This is a genomic window from Nocardia cyriacigeorgica, from assembly GCF_010868145.1.
Lineage (GTDB): Bacteria > Actinomycetota > Actinomycetes > Mycobacteriales > Mycobacteriaceae > Nocardia > Nocardia cyriacigeorgica_D.
The window spans coordinates 137379-159937 of record NZ_JAAGUY010000003.1 but is presented as its reverse complement, the minus strand read 5'-3'; the positions used below and the strand labels follow the sequence as shown (position 1 = coordinate 159937).

Sequence of the window (22559 nt, the reverse complement as noted above, 5' to 3'; positions counted from 1 at the left end):
GGTCAGACCAGACCACGCGGTCGGACCACCATCACCGGCGAGGCTCGCTTGCCCTTCTCCTCCAGCAAGGCGATGGCGGTGCCGTCCTCGGTCAGCGCCACGTACACCCCGGACATGCCGATCGGGTCGAGCCAGCGGCCGTCGCGCAGCGATTCGGACTGGGCGTCGTCGATCACCCGATGCGGGAATGCGGTCCGGACCGCGGCATCGATATCGAGGCTCAGATCCGGGCCGTCGGCGAGTTGGTCGAGGGTACGGGCATGGTCGAGGGTGAACGGCCCGACTCGGGTGCGGCGCAGCGCGGTCAGATGGCCGCCCACGCCGAGCGCTGCGCCAAGATCGCGGGCCAACGCGCGCACGTAGGTGCCCGACGAGCACTCCACCACGACGTCCAGATCCACGAAGTCGCCGACCTCGCGGCGGGCGAGCACCTCGAAGCGGGACACGGTGACCGGCCGGGCCGCCAACCGCACCTCCTCACCGGCGCGGTGGCGGGCGTAGGCGCGCTCGCCGTCGACCTTGATGGCGCTGACCGTGGCGGGGACCTGCTGGATCTCACCGGTCAGCGCGGCGATCCCGGCCGCGATATCGGCACCGGCGACGGCGGTCGCGGGCGTGGTCGAGACGATCTCGCCCTCCGCGTCGTCGGTGGTCGTTGCCCGGCCGAGCCGGATCGTGGCGGTGTAGGCCTTGGTGGTCAGGGTGAGCAGCCCTAGCAGCTTGGTAGCGCGTTCGATGCCGAGCACCAGCACCCCCGTCGCCATCGGATCGAGCGTTCCCGCGTGGCCGACCTTCTTGGTGCGCAACAGCTTCCGGCAGCGAGCGACCACATCGTGGCTGGTCAGGCCGCCGGCCTTGTCGACGATCAGCAGGCCGCCGAGCCCGTCCGGTCCGAGCACCGGCTTATCCGCGGCCATCAGGCGTGCACGATCGCGGTGAGGATGAGGCCGTCGGCAATCTGCCAGCGGCCGTCGAACGAGGTGAGCGGCACCCCGCCGTCGGTCACCTGGCCGGGGATGAGCAGTTCGCTGTGGAAAGTGCCCGAGGCCTTGTCGGAGGCGTCATCGATGGTGAAGGTGATGTGTGCGTCCTCGAAACCGAGCCAACGCGCGGTGAGCGGCCACCACGCCTTGTAGGTGGCCTCTTTCGCGCAGAACAGCAACCGGTCCAGATGCAGGTCGGAGTCGGTGGCACGCAGCCATTCCCGTTCCGCGGGCAGACTCACCGAATCGAGCACACCCTCGGGCAGGGTGTCGTGCGGCTCGGCGTCGATACCGACGGAGCGGAATCGCAACTTATGCCCCAACGCCGCCGCCCGATAGCCATCGCAGTGTGTCAGGCTGCCGACGATCCCACGCGGCCACACCGGCGCACCCCGCTCCCCTTTGCCGATCGCAACCTCCGGCTCCCCCAGCTGCGCCAACGCCAGCCGGGCGCAATGGCGCGCGCCGATGAAGTCGCGTCGCCGCTTCTCCACCGACTTCGCGATCAGGTGCTCTTCGGCCGGATGCGCCCGCAGCCCTTCCGGGTACGCCAGCAGCTCGGCCGACGCGACCCCGGCGGGCAGAATGTTCTCGATCATCGCTGCCGAGCCTAATGCAGCCGTCGCTACTGTCCCCTGCGGCGTTGCGCCTTACTACGCATCTCGGCCGCCGCTGCTTCCATCTCGGGCGTGACCTTGAAATGGCCGCCCCAGGAGTTCAGGGTGCCGGGCGGGTACTCAGGGACGGGCAGGATCTGCCGCAACAGGTTGTCGGGCAGGCCGCGACGCTGCCATTCGCGCGGATACCCGAGGGACACCTCCTCGAAGCGGACGCCCTCGTAATGGGTGGTGCGCGGAATGTGTAGGTGCCCGTAGACAGCGCAGATCACGTTGTAGCGGATGTGCCAGTCGGCGGTCAGGTCGGTGCCGCACCAGAGCGCGAATTCCGGGTAGAACAGCACATCGGTGGGTTCGCGGACCAGCGGGAAATGGTTGATCAGCACCAGCGGCGTGCCCTCGGGCAAGGCGTCGAGCTTGCGTTGGGTCACCTGCACGCGCGCATGGCACCAGGCGTCGCGGGTGAGGTACGGATCGGGCGAGAGCAGGAATTCGTCGGTGGCCACGACATTGCGTTCCCGGGCCAGCGCCAGGCCCTCGGCCTTGCTTGTGGTGCCTTCGGGCAGGAACGAGTAGTCATAGAGCAGAAACATCGGCGCCAGCGTCACCGCACCGCCGTAGGCCTCCGAACCCGCCCCGCGCCACACCGGAAACGGGTCCTCCGGGGTGAGCACATCCAGGTCCCGGCAGATCGACACCAGGTACTCGTAGCGGGCAACGCCGTGCATCTGCACCGGGTCCTTGGCCGTGGTCCACAGCTCATGATTGCCCGGCACCCAGATCACGGTCTTGAAGCGGCTGCGCAGCAGTTCCAGCGACCACCGGATGTCATCGGACTTCTCCGCGACATCACCGGCCACGATCAGCCAGTCCTCCGGCGAATCGGGCTGGATCTGCTCGACGACGGGACGATTGCCCTGGTGCCCGACATGAATGTCGCTCACCGCCATCAACTTGGGTATCACCACACCCACCTTGGCATACCGGGGCCGCCCCGGATTCAGCGGCTGGTACCCGGAATCTCCGCGCCGACGGTGGCCCACCGTCCCGACAGCGCCCGCCAGACAACGGCCACCAGCCGCAGCAGCATGAACGCCACCAGACCCGACCAGATACCCGCGATCCCCCAGTCGAAGACCAGCGACAGCCAGATGGCAGGCAGGAAACCGAGCAGGGCCGCACCGAGCGTTGTGGTGCGCAGGTAGGCGGCGTCGCCCGCGCCGAGCAGCACACCGTCGAGCGCGAAGACGATGCCTGCCACCGGGATCAGCGCCACGAAGAACCACCATGCGACCCCGGTGCGGTCCAGCACGGCCGGGTCATCGGTGAACAGCGGCGGGATCACCGCGGCACCCGCGGCGAAGATCGCGGCCAGGATCAGCGCGAAGACCTCCGACCAGCCGGTGATCCGGCGGGCGAGCGCCCGCGCACCGGGCGCATTGCCCGCGCCGAGCGCGGCACCGACAAGGGTCTGCGCCGCAATGGCCAGTGAATCCAAGGTCAGCGCAAGGAAGTTCCACAACTGCAACACCAGCTGATGTGCCGCCACCGACGCCGCACCGAATCGCGAGGCCACCGCGGCGGCCGAGACGAAACACGCTTGAAAGGCGAGGCTGCGCGCGATCAGATCACGGCCGAGTACCAGCTGCGCCCGCATCACCGACGGCCGCGGCTGTAGCGCAACGCGTTCCCGCACCAGTGCCGCGACGAACAGTGCGGCCGTCACCCCCTGGCCGATGACATTGGCCACCGCCGAGCCGGGCAACTCCAGCCGCGGTGCACCCAGCAACCCGTGCACGAGGACCGGACACAACACCGCAGACAACGCCAGTCCCGCAACGACATACATCAACGGCCGACGCGTCTGTTGCACACCACGCATCCAGCCGTTGCCCGCCATGGACAACAGAATCAGCGGGACGCCGAACAGAGCGATCCGCACCCAGTCCAGCGCTTCGGCCGCGATATCCCCACCACCCGAGATGACTCCGACGATCGGCCGCGCGAAGATCTGCACGACGGCCACGATCGCCAGTCCGATGCCGGCCGCGAGCCAGCTCGCCTGCACCCCTTCGGCCACGGCACCACGTTCGTCACCAGCGCCGTGCCTCCGCGCGGCTCTGGCGGTGGTCCCGTAGGCCAGGAAGGTCAGCTGCGAACTCACCTGCGCCAGAATCAATCCGCCGACGGCGAGCCCGGCGAGTGCGAGCGCGCCCAAACGTCCGACCACGGCGAGGTCGAAAAGCAGATAGATCGGTTCGGCAACGAGAACCCCGAGCGTCGGCAACGCCAGTCCGAGAATCCGCCGCGGGCCTGCCTCGACGGAGTCGTCGCCACGCGTGCCTGCGCCGAGATCGTCAGCGGACGCGCTTCGGGTCGAATCCGGTCCCGGTCGGTGGGCGGTCCGCACGCTGGGGTCGGCGCTGGGGGCCGCAGGGCCGGTGGAGGCTGACGGCCGCGGGTCTGGTGGCGGGTCGGCCTGCGCGCTCATCCGAGTCCGGCCAGCAGCTCGGCCACGATCTCCTCCGGTGTGCCATGCGCGGTGTAGCCGGCGGCGTAGCGGTGACCGCCGCCGCCGAGCGCGGTGGCCACGGCGGAGACGTCGAGGCCGTCGTGGCGGTCGTGGCCGCTGTCCTTGGAGCGCAGCGACACCGTCCAGCGGCCCGCCTCGGAAGATTCCTTGAAGACCGCGGCCACCCCGGCTTCGGCTGTGGTGCGCACGATGTCGACGACGCTTTCGGCTTCCTCCTGGGTGACGCCGTGCAGGTCGGCGCGCCGCACGAACGCGTACACGAGCCCGACGCCGTCGTGCGCGTCCGGCTCGAGGCGCGCCGAACCGAGCACCCGCGACAGCATCGGCAGCCAGCCGAAGGGGTGGGTGTCGAGCAGGGTCTGCGCGATCTCGGCACCATCGATGCCGGTGGCCAGCAATCGTTCGGCCAGCTCATGGGTGCCGGGGCGGACCCAGCGGAACGACCCGGTGTCGGTGACGAGACCTGCGTAGAGACAGTGCGCGACAGGGCGGTCGATCGGCTCACCCCATGCGTCGAGCAGCCGGGTGAGCACGCTCGTGGTGGACTCCGCCGATGGGTCGATCAGGTTGATCGTCCCGAACCGGGTGTTGGACCGATGATGGTCGATGACCAGGGTGTTGCGGGCGCCGGCGAGCCGATCTGCGAGCGTGCCAAGCCGTGCCGCGCTGCCGCAGTCGACGGCGACCAGCAGATCCACCTCGTTGGGTACCTCCGCGGGCGGCACGAGATGGTGGACGCCGGGCAGGGAATCCATCGAGACCGGCAGCTCCGCGGGTTCGGCGAAGGACACCCATACGCGAATCCCGCGCCGATGCAGTACCTGAGCCAGGGCGAGCCCGCTGCCGACTGTGTCGGCATCGGGTTGGACGTGGCACAGGATGGTGACCGATGCGGCGGCCGTCAATGCCTGCACGGCCGCGGCGAAATCACCGACGCCGGGTGGTGTGGTATCCGGGTCGCCCATCGGTTCGGCGCCCGGATCGGCCGCACCTGCCGTCTGTCCAGTTGTCGTCATCGCCTACCGCGGGTCATTCCTCGTCGCGGTCGTCGGCCTTGTACGGGTCGGCGTCGCCCGCGTGGGTGGCATTGGCCGCCACCTTGGCCACTTCGTCGTCCGCGGCCCTGGCCTTGGCCAGCAGATCCTCCATCTGCTTGGCCGCATCCGGCACGGTGTCGAGGACGAACGCCAGCGTCGGGGTGAATTTGACGCCGGTTCCCTCACCGACTTTCGAGCGCAGCACGCCCTTGGCCTTCTCCAGACCCGCCTTCGCGGCCGCGTAATCCGGTTCGGCGTCGATGGTTTCGCCCATCACCGTGTAGTACACGGTGGCGTCCCGTAGGTCGCCGGTCACCTTCGCGTCGGTGACGGTCACGAACCGCAGCCGCGGATCCTTCACCTCGTACTCGATCGCGGTAGCGACGATCGCCGAGATCCGCTTGGCGAGTCGGCGTGCCCTGGCTTGGTCCGCCATGGCAACTCCTTCCTCACTGTGTCAAAGATCTGTAATCATTCGCGATGGCAGCGGGGCCCTACGTGGTTACGCAAGCTGCCTCCTTCGGGCCCGTCGCTGCCACCGCTAATCTTCCGGTCCGAAGACCCGGCGGCGTACCGCCAGCAACTGTAACTCCGGACGTGCCGCGACGTGGCGTTCACATTTGTCGAGGACCTCGCTCAGGTGGTCCATACCGGCACTGACCATGGCCACTCCGAGCAACGTGCGGCGGTAGCGGTCATGTTCCCCGCCCTCGGCGGCACTCACCCCGAAGCGCTGCAGTTCGGCCAGGATCGGCCGGATCACCGAGCGCTTCTCTTTCAGCGAATGCACGTCTCCGAGCAGGATGTCGAACTCGAGTGCACCGAGGTACACACAACCTCCAGTTTCGAGCGACGCGACCGGGTGACCGGTGGGTGTCGTACCCACCGGTCACCCGATATCAGTCGCGATCAGTCGCGCGGCTTCTCGCGCAACTCGTATGCCTCGATGACGTCGCCTTCCTTGATATCGGAGTAGGTGAGCGTCATACCGCATTCGAAGCCCTCGCGGACCTCGGTGGCATCGTCCTTCTCCCGCTTGAGCGAGGAGATGGTGACGGTCTCGGCGACCACCACGTTGTCGCGCAGCAGGCGCGCCTTGGCGTTGCGCTTGACCGAACCCGAGGTGACCATGCAACCGGCGATGTTGCCGACCTTCGACGAACGGAAGATCGCCCGGATCTCGGCCCGACCCAGCTCGACCTCTTCGTAGATCGGCTTGAGCATGCCCTTGAGGGCCTTCTCGATCTCGTCGATGGCCTGGTAGATCACCGAGTAGTACCGGATGTCGACACCCTCGCGGTTGGCCAGTTCGGTGGCCTTGCCCTCGGCCCGGACGTTGAACCCGATGATGATCGCGTTCGATGCCGACGCCAGGTTGACGTTGGTCTCGGTGACGCCACCGACACCGCGGTCGATGACCCGCAGGCGCACCTCGTCGTCGACCTCGATACCGAGCAGGGCCTCTTCGAGGGCCTCGACGGTACCGGAGTTGTCGCCCTTGAGGATCAGGTTCAGCTCCGAAGTCTCCTTCAGCGCGGCATCCAGATCTTCCAGGCTGATCCGCTTGCGGCTGCGTGCGGCCAGCGCGTTGCGCTTGCGCGCGTTACGCCGGTCGGCGATCTGACGCGCGATGCGGTCCTCGTCGACGACGAGGAGGTTGTCACCGGCACCGGGCACCGAGGTGAAACCGACGACCTGGACCGGCCGCGACGGCAGCGCCGCCTCGACGTCCTCGCCGTGCTCGTCCACCATGCGACGCACGCGACCGTAGGCGTCGCCCGCCACGATCGAGTCACCGACGCGCAGCGTGCCGCGCTGGATCAGCACCGTGGCGACCGGGCCGCGACCGCGGTCCAGATGCGCTTCGATGGCGACACCCTGGGCGTCCATATCCGGGTTGGCCCGCAGGTCCAGCGACGCGTCCGCGGTGAGCAGGACCGCTTCGAGCAGGGCGTCGATATTGGTGCCCTGCTTGGCGGAGATATCGACGAACATGGTGTCGCCGCCGTACTCCTCGGCCACCAGGTTGTACTCGGTCAGCTGCTGCCGGATCTTCTCCGGGTTCGCGCCTTCCTTGTCGATCTTGTTGACCGCCACCACGATCGGCACATCGGCCGCCTGCGCGTGGTTGATCGCTTCCACCGTCTGCGGCATGACGCCGTCGTCGGCGGCGACCACCAGAATCGCGATATCGGTGGCCTTGGCACCGCGGGCACGCATGGCGGTGAACGCCTCGTGACCAGGGGTGTCGATGAAGGTGATCAGGCGGTCGTCGTCGTTGAGGCTGGTCAGCACCTGGTACGCACCGATGTGCTGGGTGATACCGCCGGCTTCGCCCTCACGGACGTTGGCCTTACGGATGGTGTCCAGCAGTCGGGTCTTACCGTGGTCGACGTGACCCATGACGGTCACCACCGGCGGACGCTGCTCGAGGTCTTCCTCGCCGCCTTCGTCCTCGCCGTAGGTGAGGTCGAACGATTCCAGCAGCTCACGGTCCTCGTCCTCGGGACTGACCACGTGCACGACGTAGTTCATCTCGCTGCCGAGCAACTCGAGGGTCTCGTCGTTCACCGACTGGGTCGCGGTGACCATCTCACCGAGGTTGAACAGGGCCTGCACCAGCGAGGCCGGGTTCGCGTCGATCTTCTCGGCGAAGTCCGACAGCGAGGCGCCGCGGGCGAGCCGGATGATCTCGCCGTTGCCGCGGGGCAGCCGCACGCCGCCGACGGCTGGCGCCTGCATGTTCTCGTATTCGGCGCGCTTCGCCCGCTTCGACTTGCGACCACGACGCGGAGCACCACCGGGACGACCGAACGCACCGGCCGCGCCACCGCGACCGCCGGGACCACCGGGGCGACCGCCGCCACCACCGGGACGACCACGGAAACCACCGGCCGCGGGTGCACCGGCACCGCCACCGGCACCGGGGGCACCGCCACCGCCACCGCGGTAGCCGCCACCGCCGCCGCCACCGGGACGACCACCGGGGCCACCCGGGCGACCGCCGCCGCCGGGACGGCCTGCGCCGCCACCTGGGCCGGGACGCGCCGACCGCGCGGGCATGGCGCCGGGGCTGGGACGCGGGGGCATGGAGCCGGGGCTCGGACGCGGACCACCGGGACGAGGGCCACCGCCCTGCGCTGCGGCCGGACGCGGACCACCCTGGGCGGGACCGGGGCGGGGACCGCCCTGGGCCGGACCGGGACGCGGGCCACCCTGACCGGGCGCCGGACGGCCGCCTGCCTGGCCGGGGCCGGGACGCGGGGCCGGACGCTCGCGCTCACGTTCGGGCGCGGACGAGAACGGGTTGTTGCCGACGCGCGGGGTCTTCGGACCCGGCTTGGGGCCTGCCGGACGCGGGCCACCCTGGGCGGGCGCGCCGGGACGCTGCTGGCCGGGGCGCGGTGCACCCGGCGTTGGCCTGGTACCGGGCTGGGCCTGCGGGGCCTTGGCGGCCGCCGGAGCGGGGCTCGGCGCCTGCGCTGCTTCCTGAGCGGGAGCGGGAGCGGGGCCGGGTTTCACGGCCGGACCGGGACGCGGAGCCGGCGTAGCGGGTGCCGCGGCAGCCTCGGCGGGCGCCGGGGTACGCGGACCCGGACGGGGACCGCCCGCGGCGGGTTTGGCGGCCGGACGGGCCGCGGTCGACGGACCGGGCTTCGCTCCGGCCTTGGCGCCGTCCGTGGGTGCGGACTTCGACGCGACCGATTCACGCAGACGGCGGGCGACGGGTGCTTCCACCGTCGACGACGCCGACTTCACGAACTCGCCCTGCTCCTTGAGCTTTGCGAGTAGTTCCTTGCTTGTGACACCGAGTTCCTTGGCCAACTCGTGCACGCGGGCCTTGCCTGCCACTGCTCTCCTCACTGAGAGGTCGAGCAGCGCCACCGTTGTTCAGGGACGGGGCCCGCACGACCTCGGGTTATCTCCGATGGACGTCATCGTTGGTACTTCACGGTGTGCTCATGAGTGCTCGTGCCTGTTCTCGAGGTAATGCTCCAGGGCTGAGATATCCAGATGTCCGGACACTCGTAGTGCTCTGCCGATCGCTCGGCGCCGAACCGCAGTGCTCAGACAGGCGGAAACGGGGTGCAACCAGGCACCCCTTCCGGGAAGTCTGCGCCGCGTATCGGGAACGATCGCAACGACGTCACCGTCGTCGTCTTCTCGTGCCACGATCCGCAACAGTTCGGCGGCCAGCTCGCGCTTCCGGCATCCGATGCACGTTCGCACCGGAGCGGCCGGGCGCTGGGGCGCCGATGGATGCTCGGTGGTGCGTTCGGGCGGGGAAACCGATGGCTCGTGCTGAACCTTGGACCACTCTACCGCTGCCACGGTCCGATCACCGAACCCCGCCCCTGCCGAAGTTACCAACATGTCATCCCGGCCGGTTGTTCCTCGCGCCGCCGAACCGGGCCGCACTCGTCGAGCGTCGGTCAACTGTGCCGGGCCTCCGTACGCACCCCGCCACCGGCGTCAGGTGCGGCGTCGCTGCGGATATCGATGCGCCAGCCGGTCAGCCGAGCGGCCAGGCGCGCGTTCTGACCTTCCTTGCCGATGGCCAGCGAGAGCTGGAAATCGGGGACCACGACGCGCGCAGCCCGCGCATCGGGGTCGACAATTGTGACCGACACCACCTTCGATGGGGACAGTGCATTGCCGACGAAGGCCGCCGGATCGTCGGCGTAATCGATGATGTCGATCTTCTCGCCCGCCAGTTCGCTCATCACGTTGCGCACGCGCTGGCCCATCGGGCCGATGCACGCACCCTTGGCGTTGACTCCGGACACGGTGGACCGCACGGCGATCTTGGACCGGTGCCCGGCCTCGCGGGCGACGGCGACGATCTCCACCGAGCCGTCGGCGATCTCGGGCACCTCGAGCGCGAACAGCCGCCGCACCAGATTCGGGTGGGTCCGCGACAGCGTGATCTGTGGACCGCGCGGGCCGCGCGAGACCCCGACGACATAACACTTGATCCGGTCGCCGTGCTCGTAGCTTTCGCCGGGCACCTGCTCGGCGGGCGGGATCAAGCCCTCGGCGCCGTGCAGTTCGCTGCCGATGCGCACCACGATGGTGCCGCGGGCGTTGGCGCGGGCGTCGCGCTGGACGACGCCGCCGACGATATCGCCCTCATGGGTGGAGAATTCGCCGAAGGACTTCTCGTTCTCCGCATCCCGCAGCCGCTGCAGCACGACCTGGCGGGCCGTGGTGGCCGCGATGCGGCCGAAACCCTCCGGGGTGTCGTCCCATTCGGAGATGACGTTGCCGTCGGCGTCGAGCTCACGCGCCATCACCCGCACCACACCGGTCTTCTGGTTGATGTCGATGCGCGCGTTGGGTTGATGGCCCTCGGTATGCCGATAGGCGGTCAGCAGCGCGGACTCGATCGCGGAGATCACGGTCTCGATCGAGATCCCCTTGTCGGCGACGATCGCTCGCAAGGCTTCGATTTCGATGTTCATTCCACGGTCCCTTCGGTCGAATCGGACGCTGCAACAGGCTGGGGCGCTGCCCCGGTGTTTCCTCGGGTGTCCGCGGCGTCCTCTCCCGCGGGAACAGTTGTGTCCGGCTCACTGCCGGGGGCGGGCCTGCCCGGCGCGACGCCGCCCGCGAGTTCGAGTTCGCGGGGGCTCGGCGGGGAGAACTCCACCTGGACGACGGCGGTGGCGATATCGGCCAGCGCGACGCTCACCCGGTGCGGCTTGGCCTTGCCGCCGAGGACCAGCGCGACGGAGTCGTCGGCGAGCTTGCCCACTCGGGCGTCGAAGGCGGCAGATCCGCCGGGATCGGGAGGTTCCGCGCCGGGACGCAGCGTCACTCGCACCTTGCGGCCCTGGGCTCGCCGCCACTGCCGTTCGGTGCTCAGCGGACGGTCGACACCCGGTGTGGAGACCTCGAGCAGGTAGGGCGACTCACCGAAATCACCGGCGTCGTCGAGATGGGCCGAGACCTCGAGGCTGAGGTCGGCGATGGCGTCGAGGTCGGCGGGGTCGTCGCTGTCCACGATCACCCGAACCCGAGCCTGGGCATCGGCATGCCGTCCGGCCGTCGAGATCTCGACGCCCTCGAGATCGAATCCCCGGCGTTCGACGAGTCCAGCAACGAGCTGGCTCACCCTTTCCTCGGTCGGCATCGGCATGTGGGGCGGCTCCTGGTTCAGTTGTGGCGCGAGCGGAAATTTTCTGTACCGAAGGTCTAGCGTAACGCGCCCGGAGAGTGTAAAGGACGATCGGCTACAAGCAAGTTTCCCCAGCGCGTGGCGTCGCGGACGGACCACGTGGCGCTGCGAGGGGTGCGGGAGACGAGCACGGCGCCGACCTTGCGTGGGCGCGGGGCGCGCGTCTGGCACGATAGTGCGGTGCCCAACCGCCTTCCCATCCGGCCCGAGGCCGGGTGTACTTCCGGCATACCGATCGATCGGCACGATTCCCGCTTCCACCCGGTGAACCGCCGCACCGCGTTGCGGCTGGCCGGTGGTGGCGTGCTCGGAGTCGCCGCGTTCGCCGCCATCACCGGGTGTGCCGAGGAATCGGCGCTCGAGCCCGATCCACTGACCGCACAAGAGCTTCTAGCGCGCACCGACGCCGCTGCGGCCACCGCGGCCATCGCGCTCGATCCGCAGCGCCACGGCGCGCTGACGGCGGTCGCCGCCGAACGCACCGCGCATGCCGAGGCGTTGCGCACCGAGATCGACCGTCTCGTGGGCGTCTACGGCGACGGCACCCTACCGAGCCGCCGTCAGCCAGAGGTGACCGTCGCCCCCGCGGCACCGATCGACGTCGCCACCCTGCGCGATCAGCTCGCCGGTTCCCAGCGCGCGGCTGCCGATCTCGCGACCACCCAGTCCGGCTACCGGGCGGGCCTGCTCGCCTCGATCAGTGCTGCCTGCGCGGTGCATGCCGGGGTGTTGCTGGCATGACCGAGCCCAGCTTCCGCGCTAGGAAGGACGCCGTATGACCGAATCCGAACGTCGCGCGCTGCTGGACGCACTCAGCGCCGAGCACGCCGCCGTGTATGCCTACGGCCTGATCGCGGCCTACGCCTCCCCCGAACGCGACCAGCTGGTGGCCGAGCACACCACCGCCCATCGCGTCCGACGTGACACCACCATCGAGGAGGTCGAAGCGGCAGGCATCACCGTGCCGCCGCCGGATGCCGCCTATACGATGCCGTTCCCGGTGACCGATCCGGTCGCGGCCGCCCAACTGGCGGCCACCGTCGAGTCCGATGCCGCGGTGGCGTGGCGCTCGGTGGTCGAGAAGGGCGAGTCGGAGGCCATGCGCCGGACTGGTGTCGATGCGCTCACCGAATGTGCTCTGCGCCTTGCGATATGGCAGTCGATTCTCGGGGTGTCGCCGCCGACCACACCGTTCCCCGGTCAGCCGTAGCTCCGGACTAGACGTCGAAGGCAGCGGTGTTCGCTCGCGCCCACTGGGCGAAGGTGATGGCGGAGCGGCCGGTGAGCTGTTCGACGCTCTCGGTCGGGGCGGTCGGGTTCTCCTCGCCACCACCGAGCACATTGTCGACATACCATTCGGCGTTCTCGCCCATACTCGGCGTCAATGCGGCGACCGCTTCATCGCGAGAGACGCGGAGGAACTCGATGTCACGGCCGAGTGCCGTACCGAGCTGACGCACCAACTCCCGCCGGGTCAGGATTTCAGGGCCTGCGAGCCAATGGGCCTTCCCCGCATGTGCGTCGGTGTCCAGCAGCGCGACCGCGGCGACGGCAGCGATATCGTCCATCGCGATCGGCGCACTGGCGATATCGGGGAACGGTTCCCGGACGGCGCCGGTGTCGCGGATCTGCTGAGCCCAAGTCTGAGTGTTCTCCATGAAGTCGCCGGGCCACAGATGTGTCCACTCCAGACCGCTGGCCTCGACCGCACCGGTCACAGTGCCCCACCAGCTCTCCGGTTCGCCGGACAGGTCGACCACGTGCCGTACGCCCGCCGCACGCGCGAGCTCCAGGACCTCGCCGACGGTGTCCGGTGCCGGCGCGAGGTACATGCGATCCACACCGTCCAGTGCGGCAGGCAGCGTCTCCAGCCGCCGCACATACCCTTCGGCCACGTCGACTTCCGCGGGCAAATCCGCCTTGACCGGATCATTGGTCAGCGCGCGCACCCCCGTCGCGCCGCGTGCCAGTAGGTGATCCACTACCTTCCGGCCGATGTTCCCGGTCGCGCCGGTCACCAAGATCGTCACCGTATGTCCTCCCTGATCGAATGAGCCTGCTCCGCCATTCTGGCCAGGGTTCACCCGCGCGCGCATATGGCAATTTTCCGGCCCATCAGTGCGCCCCCGCCGAATACGACTCGGCGGGGGCGTGCTGAGACTTGTTCGGTGGCAGCGCGGCTCGGGTTGGCATGGCTCCCCGCCTGCTCACGCATGGCAGGAAGTCGGGTGCCGGATCAGGGGCGCATGGCGTAGGCCCCGTCGTAGGAGGCGACCTCGCTCCACACCCGGTCGAAGCGCTCGCGGTCGGCGGCCGGGGTGCGCAACGCGCCGAGAGCCCACTGCTGCTGGCCCTCGGTGGCGGAGGGCTTGCCGTAGAGAGTGGTGGCGTAGGTGTTGAAGTCGCGGATCTGGAAGTCGAAGATCTGGGCGAGCAGGTCGGGGTTCAGGCCGGTGATGGCGGCCTGCTCCAGGATCAGCTGCCCGTAGACGACCAGCGAGAACAGGTGGCCGATGGTCAGCATGAAGTCCAGGTCGCGCTGCTGGTCGGCATCGGGCGCCGCGGTGGTGAGCAGCGTGCGCAGGGCCTGTGCCTGCTCGTAGAAGCGGGCGACGTTGGGGAGGTCGGTGTGCTTGTCGTAGACCTGGGTCCAGTCCGCGAACTGCACCTTGCCCGCGCCACGGGCCGGGCCCTGCTGCCAGAAGAACGCCTCGTCGGCAGCGTCGAGGCGGGTGCCGATCTCGGGGTAGTCCTTGGGGTTGAACAGGTAGTTCGGCATGAACTTCAGGATCTGGCCGACATTGACGTGCACGGTGCCTTCGAGCCGGGGCAGCGTGTTGATCAGCCGGGCGACCTGCGCGAAGTAGGTGTTCTTCTCGAAGCCCTTCGCCGCGAGCACATCCAGCAGCAGCGTCATCACGACCTCGCCTTCGGAGGTCACCTTCGACTTGGTCATCGGGTTGAACAGCAGGTAGCGGCGGTCGTCGAGGCTCGCGCTGCGGAAGTAGTCGACGGCACGGTCGCTGAACAGTTTCATCGCGACGATCCGGGCGTAGGCGTCGACGAAGTTGGTGCGCACATGCGGGAAGGAGGTGACCGGGTTGCCGTAGAGGATCCGGTTGTTGGCGTGGGTGATGGCCTCGTAGAACGAGTGCTCGACCATGCCGATACCGCCGTGGCACAGGTTGAACTTACCGACATTGACGGTATTGAGCGCTGCGCTGAAGGCTTCCGGGCCGGTGTGCAGGATGTCCTCGGCGCGCACCGGATAGTTCTCCAGGCGGAAGGTGCTCACATACATCTGCTGGTGCACCACATTGCCGAGCAGGTGGTAGTTCTCGTGCCTGCTGTCGGCGGCGAACCAGATGTAGCCGTCGGCGCCCTCGACATCGGCGCGGCGGGAGAACACCGAGACCATGCTCGCGACATTGCCGTTGCCGATGTAGTACTTCTCGCCGTTGGCGCGGAACAGGATTCCGGCCTCGGCGTCGGCGCTGCCCGGCTCGGTCGGGGTGAGCACCAGATCGGTGTTGTAGATGTCGGCGCCATGCTCACGCTCGGACAACCCGAACGCCATCACCTCGCCGGCCGCCAGATCACGAGCCGCGCGCTGCTTGGCGGCCTCGTTGTCGCTCTGCCAGATCGGCCCGAGCCCGAGGATGGTCACCTGCTCGGCGTACCAGTAGGCAAGGCCGTAGAAACCGAAGATCTCCGACAGCGCGGCGTTGCGGGCCGCGTCCCAGCGCCGGTTGTCGTCACCGTCGGCGTATGCGGACGGGGTGAGGAAGGTGGCGAACAGCTTCTCCTGCTTCACGAACTCCAGGAAGTCCGCCGTGAACACCGCCTCGTCGTCATCGGCGAGTAGCTGCTTCTTGCCGCGCGATTCGAACCACTCGATCGTCGCCCGCAGCAGCCGCCGCGTCTCGGCATCGAAATGCTGCGGATCGTAGGAAGCCGGATTGAACAGCAACACATCGGAGCTCGTCATGCGCGCCAACCTACCAGTGGGTAGCACCGAATAAGCGGCCTGACCTGCGATTCCCCCTACGTAACCGTAGGTTCCATCTGTCGGGCACCGTCGTCGGTCTCGTTTCCGGCCGCGCGACCTGCGGCCTCACGCCCCGCTACCCGGCCGAAGGCCAAGGCGTCGGCGATATGAAATCCGCCGTCCTTGGCCCAGCTGTAGGTCGAGCTCACCTCACCGGCCGCGTAGAGGCCCACGATCGCCGCCCCGTCGACGTCCACGACCCGTGCCCTGCCGTCGCGGCGCGGTCCGCCGTTGCTCCATCCGAGCAGGGGTGCGACGTCGAGCACGTAGAACGGCGGCTCCGACACTGGGCCCAGTGTGCTCGGCGCCCGCCTGAAGCTGTCGTCACGGCCGTATTCGCAGGCCTTGTTGTACCGCGCGACCGTGCGTTCCAGAGTGGCCGGATCCGCGCCGATGAGTTCGGCGAGCTCGGCGATCGTGTCGGCACGACGGATCAGTCCGCGAGCGATCTCCTCGCTGTTGTCGGCGCTCCAGGCGAAGTTCTCCATCAGCAACTTCCATCCAACGGGCAGCACCTCCCTGGTGGGGCTCAGTGGGCCTGCGGTGCGCATCCGCTCGTCGAAGATCAGGTGGAACGGGTGCAGCGGGAAGAGTTCGAGCTCGCCGTTGCGGTAGATGTGACCGTGCCGGTTTTCTGCGGTTTCATCGACGAATCGCAGACCGTCCGGGCCGACGAAGAGATAGTTGTTGGCCGCCCACAGCGCAAGGAAAGCGCCGGGGCCGTCGTCGATGCGGACCCCGGTAATGGTCATCATGTTGTCCATATGCCACAGGTCGGCGCCGATGCGCTGGGCCATGCGATGGCCATCGCCGGTGGAATGCGGCGATCCCCAGATCGGCGCGTCGGTCAGGCGCAGGTAGTCGCGAACCATCCGGGGATTCGCGGCGAACCCGCCCGTCGCCAGGACGACGCCACCGCGCGCGCCGATCCGCTGCCCGGTGGCGGTTTCCACGCCTGTCACCGCGCCGTCGTCGGTGATCAGCTCCTCGGCGGCCGTGCGGAAGCGCACCTCGATGCCGGCTGCGGTCAGGGCGCCGAGCAGGAAGTCGTAGAGCAGGAAGTTGCCCATCTGTGCGCCGACGGTGTCCATACCCGCGTAGCAATCGGCACCGTCGAGCGTCAGGTACTCGGCCTCGGTGTGGTACTGCGCACTCGCCCCCACCTCGGCGCCAAGTGCGCGCAGCCAGTCGGAGTTCAGCGCCGTTTCCCGAGCCCACGCCTCGACCACATCGTCTGCGACGGGGTAGGGGCCGCACAGTGATCGCAGGAACTCCGCTGCCCGTTCCGGGGCACGGTTGATGAACCATCCGGCCCCGGACACCCGGGTGTTTCCGCCCGCGGTCGCGGCGTCCGCCTTCTCGAGCACCACGACCCGCGCCCCCGCCATATGCGCACTCAACGCCGCGGCAGCGCCTGCCGCCCCCACCCCAACGACCACCACATCGAATTCTTCCTCGAACCGCACGGCACCCATCCCGAATTCCTTTCCACAGCCCGTGGTCTCATCCCGGAGCCCACGCCCATGGTGGCGGCCGACCCATCCCACCCTGCCCGAGAATCCCTCTCAGTGGGAGCCGCCCTCAGCGGCCGCGTCGCGGATGTCGCCGGATTCCTCGATGAGGCCGATGAATCGGCGCAGGATTCGCCATGGCACTCGCCCGCTACTGCACAGCACGTCCACCTGGGCGACGTCGTCGGGTACGAACTGGCCGTCTTCCGGGGTCGCGTCCGGGACGGAGACCGAGAGGCGTGGCGTGGCGTTGTACGAGTCGGAGAGCTCGACCAGTTCCCAGGTCCACGCACTGTCGGGTAGGCAGTAGTAGGAGTTCACCTCGAAGCGCCGGGTGCCGTCCGTCCAAATCTCCACGCCCGAAGAATCGCGTATCGGTAGGGCCGGAAGCAATTCGACCCGCACACGCCTGCGCCCCGGTCCCGCACGGAACCGGGGCGCAGCGGAGTCGAGGTATCAGGCGCGGATCTTGGCGATCACCGCGTCGACGGCCGATTCGGCGGGGATGTCCTCGGATTCCCCGGTGAAGCGGTTGCGCAGTTCGACCTTGCCGTCGGCCCAACCGCGGCCGATGACCAGCACCCAGGGCATGCCGAGGAGTTCGGCATCCTTGAATTTGACGCCGGGCGATGCGGTGCGATCGTCGAACAGCACGTCGAGGCCGTTGGCGTCGAGGCCTGCGACGACCTCTTCGGCGCCGGTGCGGGCGGCGGCGTCCTTGTTGGCGATGACGACGTGGATGTCGAACGGCGCGGCGGCGTCGGGCCACCGCAGGCCCTTGTCGTCGTGCTGCTGTTCGGCGATCACGGCGACCATCCGGGATACACCCACACCGTAGGAGCCCATGACCAGGCGGACCGGCTTGCCGTTCTCACCGAGCACATCGACCTCGAAGGCGTCGGTGTACTTGTAGCCGAGCTGGAAGATGTGGCCGATCTCGATGCCGCGCGCCGACACCAGGGTGCCGCGGCCGTCGGGCGAGGGGTCGCCGTCGCGGACCTCGGCGGCCTCGACGGTGCCATCGGGGGTGAAGTCGCGGCCGGCCACCAAGCCGACCACGTGCTTGCCCTGTTCATCGGCGCCGGTGATCCACGACGTCCCGGTCACCACTCGCGGGTCGACCAGGTAGCGGATGCCGTTGGCCTGCAGGCCCTTCGGTCCGATGTAGCCCTTGACCAGGAAGGGATTGGCGGCGAAGTCGGCGTCGGTGAGCAGCTCGACCTCGGCGGGTTCGACCGAGGCGCCGAGGCGCTTGTCGTCGACCTCGCGGTCGCCGGGGATACCGACACCGACGATCTCGGTCTTGCCATCCGGGTGGCGCAGCTTGACCATGACGTTCTTCAGGGTGTCGGCCGCGGTGACCGCGCGGCCGTAACGCTCGGCGATACCGGCGCCGTTGGCCCAGTCGACCAGGGTCGCAATGGTGGGGGTGTCGGGGGTGTCGTGGACGACGGCCTCCGCCTGCCCCTCGATCGCCAGCGGTTCGGGGGCGGGGGTGACCACGGCCTCCACATTGGCGGCGTATCCGGATTCGGGGCAACGTACGTAGGTGTCCTCGCCGACCGGGCTGTCGGCGAGGAACTCCTCGGAGGCGCTGCCGCCCATGGCGCCGGAGGTGGCGGCCACGATGACGTACTTGACGCCGAGCCGGTTGAAGATGCGCTGATAGGCCTCGCGGTGGGCGTTGTAGCTCGCCTTCAGGCCGTCTTCGTCGAGGTCGAAGGAGTAGGAGTCCTTCATGACGAATTCGCGCCCGCGCAGGATGCCCGCCCGGGGCCGTTCCTCGTCGCGGTACTTCTCCTGGATCTGGTAGAGCGTGACCGGCAGGTCCTTGTACGAGTTGTATTCGCCCTTGACCGTGAGTGCGAACAGCTCCTCATGGGTGGGTCCGAGCAGGTAGTCGGCGCCCTTGCGGTCCTTGAGGCGGAAGAGCGCATCGCCGTATTCGGTCCACCGGTTGGTGGTCTCGTAGGGGTCGCGCGGCAGCAGCGCGGGCAGTGAGATCTCCTGGGCGCCGATGGCGTCCATCTCCTCGCGCACCACCTGCTCAACCCTGCGCAGCACCCGCAGGCCCAGCGGCAGCCACGAGTAGACGCCGGGGGCGACGCGGCGCACGTATCCGGCGCGCACCAATAGCTTGTGGCTCGGCACCTCGGCGTCGGCGGGATCGTCTCGCAGGGTGCGCAGGAACAGGCGGGAGAGGCGGGTGATCACGGAAGCACAGGGTAGTCGCTGGTCCGAGACCGTGAACACCGGATTAGGGGTTCGGCCGTGTGCGCCGGTCACCGGCGGGACGCAAATGATCTCGACACGACAATCGGAAAGTAAGCTACCCACTATTCGGTTCGCTGAAACTTTAGATCACAAGCATATAACTTCGCCCGTGCCGCGAATATGAGCTGAATAGTGTTGAGGTGCCGAATTGCCGGCGCAAACAACCACATAACGGGCCGCTGACCTGCGGGGGTGTAGATAGCTGGGGCCGCCCCGATCAGCTCCGCGACATCATGGCCAGCCACCCCTGTCGAAAGGTGAGGCAGTGGTCGACACACACGGGAGATTGGCGCGCTACGCTGCGGCGTTCGCCGGAGCGACGCTGTTCGCGGCGACGCTGGCCGGATGCACCAAGACCGATACCTCCGCTGACGGAGACCTCCTCCAATCGCTGCAGGACAGCGGCACCGTCACCGTCGGCTTCGCCGGCGAGGCGCCGTACTCCTTCGAACAGGACGGGCAGCTGACCGGCGCGACCGTCGCCCTGCACCGCGAGATCTTCAAGAATCTTGGCATCGACACCGTCGACGGTGTGCAGACCGAGTTCGGCGCGCTCATCCCCGGCCTGCAGGCCCAGCGTTTCGACGCCGTGAGCGCCGGTATGTCGATCCTGCCCAAACGCTGCGAACAGGCCGCGTTCAGCGAACCCGAATTCATGTACACCACCGCATTGATGGTGAAGTCCGGTAATCCGATGAACCTGACGGATATGCAGTCGGTCAAGGACAGCGGGGCCCGGATGGCCGCGATGACCGGCGCGATCGAATCCGACTACGCGGCCTCGCTCGGCATCGACGCCACACTGGTCGGCACCCCGCAGGACGGGCTCGACGCGGTCACTTCCGGCCGCGCCGATGTGTTCGCGCTGACCGCGATCTCACTGAACTGGTTGAAGAACCACTCCCCTGGCGCCGACGTGGAGGTGACGCCATCATTCGTGGCGGTCATCGACGGTAAACCGCAGATCGGCGCGGGTGGCACGGTCTTCCGCACCACCGATCAGGATCTGCTCGCCGCCTATAACGCCGAGTTGAAGAAGATCACCTCGGACAAGGCGAAATACCTGTCGATCGTGGGACCGTTCGGATTCACCGAACGTGAACTGCCCGACCCGAATATGACCACCGAACAGCTGTGCAAGGGCGAAGTCTGATCCAGCGGGTCGCGCCATGACCACCATGGATTCCTTGCGTGAGGCGCTACCCGGCATCTGGGATGGCATTGTCGTCACACTGCAACTCACCCTCGGCGGCGCCCTGCTGGCATTCCTGATCGCGCTGGTCCTCGGCACCGTGGTGCGGGTGCGCAATCTCGCGCTGCGCGGCACCTCGCGAGTGCTGATCGAGTTCTTCCGCGGCACCTCGCTGCTGGTGCAGATCTTCTGGCTGTTCTATGTGCTGCCGCTGTTCGGTTACCAGCTCGAGCCGGTGTTCTGCGGCATCCTCGCCCTCGGCCTCAATTACGGCGCCTACGGGGCGGAGGTGGTGCGCGGCGCGCTGAATGCGGTGCCGCGCACCCAGTGGGAGGCGGCGGTCGCGCTGAACTTCAGCCCGTGGCAGCGGTTGCATCGGGTGTTGTTCCCGCAGGCGTGGGCGCTGATGGTGCCGCCGCTGACCAACCTGCTGATCCACCTGCTCAAGGGAACAGCGGTGGCCTCTTACATCACATTGCAGGACTTGACGTTCGAGATCAACAAGCTGCGGCAGTCGACCGGCGACACCCTGTTCTCCTTCGGCGTCGGCCTGGTGATCTATTTCGTCCTCGCCTACGTCCTGACTCTGGTGATGAACCTGGTGGAAACCCGCGCCAAGAGCAAGCTCGGCCGCGGCCCGACATTGAAGGAAATGTTGCGGCTCGCGCCGGATGAGCCGGTCGAGGCGGTGGCACGATGACCGTCGAATGGAGTTGGGAACGCGCCTGGGAAGCTCTGCCCGTGCTGTGGGACGGGTTCAAGATCACGCTGCTCGCCACCGTCGTCGGTTTCGCGATCGCGGCGGTGATCGGGTTGGCCATCGCGGTGGTGCGCCAATCGTTTCCGCGGTGGGTAGCGGCGCCGGTGCACGCGGCGGCCGAATTCGTCCGCCTGACGCCGCTAGTGGTGCAACTGCTGTTCGCCTACAACCTGCTCCCGCAGTTCTCGGCTCTGCAGATCGGTATCACCGTCCTCGGTCTCCACTATTCGAGCTATCTGGCCGAGGTGTACCGGGCCGGAATCGAAGCGGTGCCGAAGGGCCAGTGGGAGGCCTCGCGAGCGTTGTCGCTGCCCCCGTACCGCACGTGGCGGGCGGTGATCCTGCCGCAGGCCATCCGCGCCAGCCTGCCCGCGCTCGGCACCAATGCGGTGTCGATGTTCAAGGACACGCCGTTCCTGTTCGCCATCTCCGTGGTCGAACTCGTCACCGCGGCCCAGCAATTCGGGGCCCGCAACTTCCAATACCTGGAACCGCTGACCCTGGCGGGCGTCTTCTTCCTCATCGCGAGCTACCCGACGTCTGTGCTGATCAGAAGACTGGAGAAGCGCCTTGCCTACTACTAACGCCACTGTCGACCTCGACAAGGACCCGATGATCCGCTTCGACAAGGTGGTCAAACGGTTCGGCAAGCTGGTGGTGCTCGACGACCTGGATTTCAGTGTCGGCCGCGGCGAGAAGGTCACGCTGATCGGCCCGTCGGGTTCCGGGAAGACCACCATTCTCCGTTTACTGATGACGCTCGAGCGGGTCAGTGGCGGGACGATTTGGGTCGACGGCGAACCACTGACCCACGAGAAGCGCGGCGGGAAGCTGGTGCCCGCCAAGGAGAAACACCTGCGTGCGGTGCGCAAGAAGATCGGCATGGTGTTCCAGCAGTTCAACCTGTTTCCGAACATGAATGTGCTCGACAACATCACCGAAGCGCCCGTGCATGTCCTCGGGCAGTCCAAGGACCGGGCACGCGAACGTGCGGTCGGGCTGCTCGAGATGATCGGCCTGGCCGACAAGGCGCGAGCGCATCCGTCCCAGCTCTCCGGTGGCCAGCAGCAGCGCGTCGCGATCGCCCGGTGCCTCGCCATGGACCCCAAGGTCATGTTGCTCGACGAGGTGACCTCCGCGCTGGACCCCGAACTGGTCGGCGACGTGCTCGACGTCCTGCGCGATATCGCCGAGACCACCGACATCACCATGCTCATCGTCACCCATGAGATGCGCTTCGCCCGCGACGTCTCCGACCGGGTGATGATGTTCGATGGTGGCCGCGTGGTGGAGCAGGGCCCGCCGCAGCAACTGTTCGAGGACCCACACAGCGAGCGGACCAAGGCGTTTCTGCGGGCGGTGCGCTGAAGGCAGCCTGCCCCACATCCCCGAGCGCCGGTCGGAGCCGCACACCATGCGCCGACAC

General features: G+C 68.0%; 22 protein-coding genes. 6 read left to right on the top strand and 16 right to left on the bottom strand.

Annotation, left to right across the window (positions count from 1 at the left end; all coding sequences use genetic code 11):
- Positions 1–2 precede the first annotated feature (2 nt).
- The 11 genes from truB to rimP form a co-directional block, all read right to left on the bottom strand.
- Positions 3–920, bottom strand: a complete 918-nt coding sequence (truB, locus tag GV792_RS07140) for a tRNA pseudouridine(55) synthase TruB (protein WP_375154456.1) — start codon at positions 918–920, stop codon at positions 3–5.
- Positions 917–1582, bottom strand: coding sequence for a 4'-phosphopantetheinyl transferase Npt (gene npt / locus GV792_RS07135; protein WP_163822944.1), 666 nt, complete (start codon positions 1580–1582; stop codon positions 917–919). The genes truB and npt overlap by 4 nt, the downstream gene beginning before the upstream one ends.
- A gap of 26 nt (positions 1583–1608) precedes the next feature.
- A complete protein-coding gene (locus GV792_RS07130; RefSeq protein ID WP_163822943.1) occupies positions 1609–2565 on the bottom strand; it encodes a metallophosphoesterase family protein in 957 nt (318 codons plus the stop codon).
- A gap of 35 nt (positions 2566–2600) precedes the next feature.
- Entirely contained in the window at positions 2601–4010 is a 1410-nt protein-coding gene (locus GV792_RS07125) for an MATE family efflux transporter (RefSeq protein WP_375154455.1), read from the bottom strand.
- A gap of 77 nt (positions 4011–4087) precedes the next feature.
- Positions 4088–5098, bottom strand: a complete 1011-nt coding sequence (locus GV792_RS07120) for a DHH family phosphoesterase (RefSeq protein ID WP_163823201.1) — start codon at positions 5096–5098, stop codon at positions 4088–4090.
- 64 nt (positions 5099–5162) lie between these two features.
- Positions 5163–5606: a 30S ribosome-binding factor RbfA gene (rbfA, locus tag GV792_RS07115; protein ID WP_163822942.1), complete on the bottom strand. Its 444-nt coding sequence runs from the start codon at positions 5604–5606 to the stop codon at positions 5163–5165.
- Between the two features lie 105 nt (positions 5607–5711).
- Positions 5712–6002, bottom strand: a complete 291-nt coding sequence (locus GV792_RS07110) for a DUF503 domain-containing protein (RefSeq protein ID WP_163822941.1) — start codon at positions 6000–6002, stop codon at positions 5712–5714.
- 77 nt (positions 6003–6079) lie between these two features.
- Positions 6080–9022, bottom strand: a complete 2943-nt coding sequence (gene infB / locus GV792_RS07105; protein ID WP_163822940.1) for a translation initiation factor IF-2 — start codon at positions 9020–9022, stop codon at positions 6080–6082.
- A 108-nt stretch (positions 9023–9130) separates the two neighbouring features.
- Positions 9131–9400: a YlxR family protein gene (locus GV792_RS07100; RefSeq protein ID WP_309138479.1), complete on the bottom strand. Its 270-nt coding sequence runs from the start codon at positions 9398–9400 to the stop codon at positions 9131–9133.
- Positions 9401–9603: 203 nt separating this feature from the next.
- Complete coding sequence (gene nusA, locus GV792_RS07095; RefSeq protein WP_163822938.1) at positions 9604–10632, bottom strand: transcription termination factor NusA; 1029 nt, start codon at positions 10630–10632, stop codon at positions 9604–9606.
- Positions 10629–11309, bottom strand: coding sequence for a ribosome maturation factor RimP (gene rimP, locus GV792_RS07090; protein WP_163822937.1), 681 nt, complete (start codon positions 11307–11309; stop codon positions 10629–10631). Before rimP ends, nusA begins: the two co-directional genes overlap by 4 nt.
- A 303-nt stretch (positions 11310–11612) precedes the next feature.
- On the opposite strand from rimP, the gene GV792_RS07085 reads away from it, so the two are divergent.
- On the top strand, positions 11613–12089 hold the full coding sequence (locus GV792_RS07085; protein WP_163823199.1) for a hypothetical protein: 477 nt from the start codon (positions 11613–11615) through the stop codon (positions 12087–12089).
- A 34-nt stretch (positions 12090–12123) separates the two neighbouring features.
- Entirely contained in the window at positions 12124–12558 is a 435-nt protein-coding gene (locus tag GV792_RS07080; protein ID WP_163822936.1) for a ferritin-like domain-containing protein, read from the top strand.
- Between the two features lie 7 nt (positions 12559–12565).
- Here the strand turns inward: GV792_RS07080 and GV792_RS07075 are convergent, their stop codons facing one another.
- From GV792_RS07075 to GV792_RS07055, 5 genes are all read right to left on the bottom strand, one after another.
- A complete protein-coding gene (locus GV792_RS07075) occupies positions 12566–13378 on the bottom strand; it encodes an SDR family oxidoreductase (protein ID WP_163822935.1) in 813 nt (270 codons plus the stop codon).
- A 206-nt stretch (positions 13379–13584) separates the two neighbouring features.
- A complete protein-coding gene (locus GV792_RS07070; RefSeq protein WP_163822934.1) occupies positions 13585–15336 on the bottom strand; it encodes an acyl-CoA dehydrogenase family protein in 1752 nt (583 codons plus the stop codon).
- 56 nt (positions 15337–15392) lie between these two features.
- Complete coding sequence (locus GV792_RS07065) at positions 15393–16871, bottom strand: FAD-dependent oxidoreductase (RefSeq protein WP_163822933.1); 1479 nt, start codon at positions 16869–16871, stop codon at positions 15393–15395.
- 90 nt (positions 16872–16961) lie between these two features.
- Positions 16962–17264, bottom strand: a complete 303-nt coding sequence (locus GV792_RS07060; protein ID WP_163822932.1) for a hypothetical protein — start codon at positions 17262–17264, stop codon at positions 16962–16964.
- A 99-nt stretch (positions 17265–17363) separates the two neighbouring features.
- Complete coding sequence (locus GV792_RS07055) at positions 17364–19121, bottom strand: proline--tRNA ligase (protein ID WP_163822931.1); 1758 nt, start codon at positions 19119–19121, stop codon at positions 17364–17366.
- A 325-nt stretch (positions 19122–19446) separates the two neighbouring features.
- Between GV792_RS07055 and ehuB the strand changes: the two genes are divergently transcribed.
- From ehuB to ehuA, 4 genes are read left to right on the top strand one after another with little or no spacing between them, the layout of a single operon-like run.
- Complete coding sequence (gene ehuB / locus GV792_RS07050; protein ID WP_163822930.1) at positions 19447–20334, top strand: ectoine/hydroxyectoine ABC transporter substrate-binding protein EhuB; 888 nt, start codon at positions 19447–19449, stop codon at positions 20332–20334.
- A 25-nt stretch (positions 20335–20359) separates the two neighbouring features.
- Positions 20360–21073: an ectoine/hydroxyectoine ABC transporter permease subunit EhuC gene (gene ehuC, locus GV792_RS07045; RefSeq protein WP_375154294.1), complete on the top strand. Its 714-nt coding sequence runs from the start codon at positions 20360–20362 to the stop codon at positions 21071–21073.
- Positions 21070–21717, top strand: a complete 648-nt coding sequence (gene ehuD / locus GV792_RS07040) for an ectoine/hydroxyectoine ABC transporter permease subunit EhuD (RefSeq protein ID WP_163822928.1) — start codon at positions 21070–21072, stop codon at positions 21715–21717. Before ehuC ends, ehuD begins: the two co-directional genes overlap by 4 nt.
- 28 nt (positions 21718–21745) lie before the next feature.
- On the top strand, positions 21746–22501 hold the full coding sequence (gene ehuA / locus GV792_RS07035) for an ectoine/hydroxyectoine ABC transporter ATP-binding protein EhuA (RefSeq protein WP_163823197.1): 756 nt from the start codon (positions 21746–21748) through the stop codon (positions 22499–22501).
- The last annotated feature ends 58 nt before the right edge of the window (positions 22502–22559 follow it).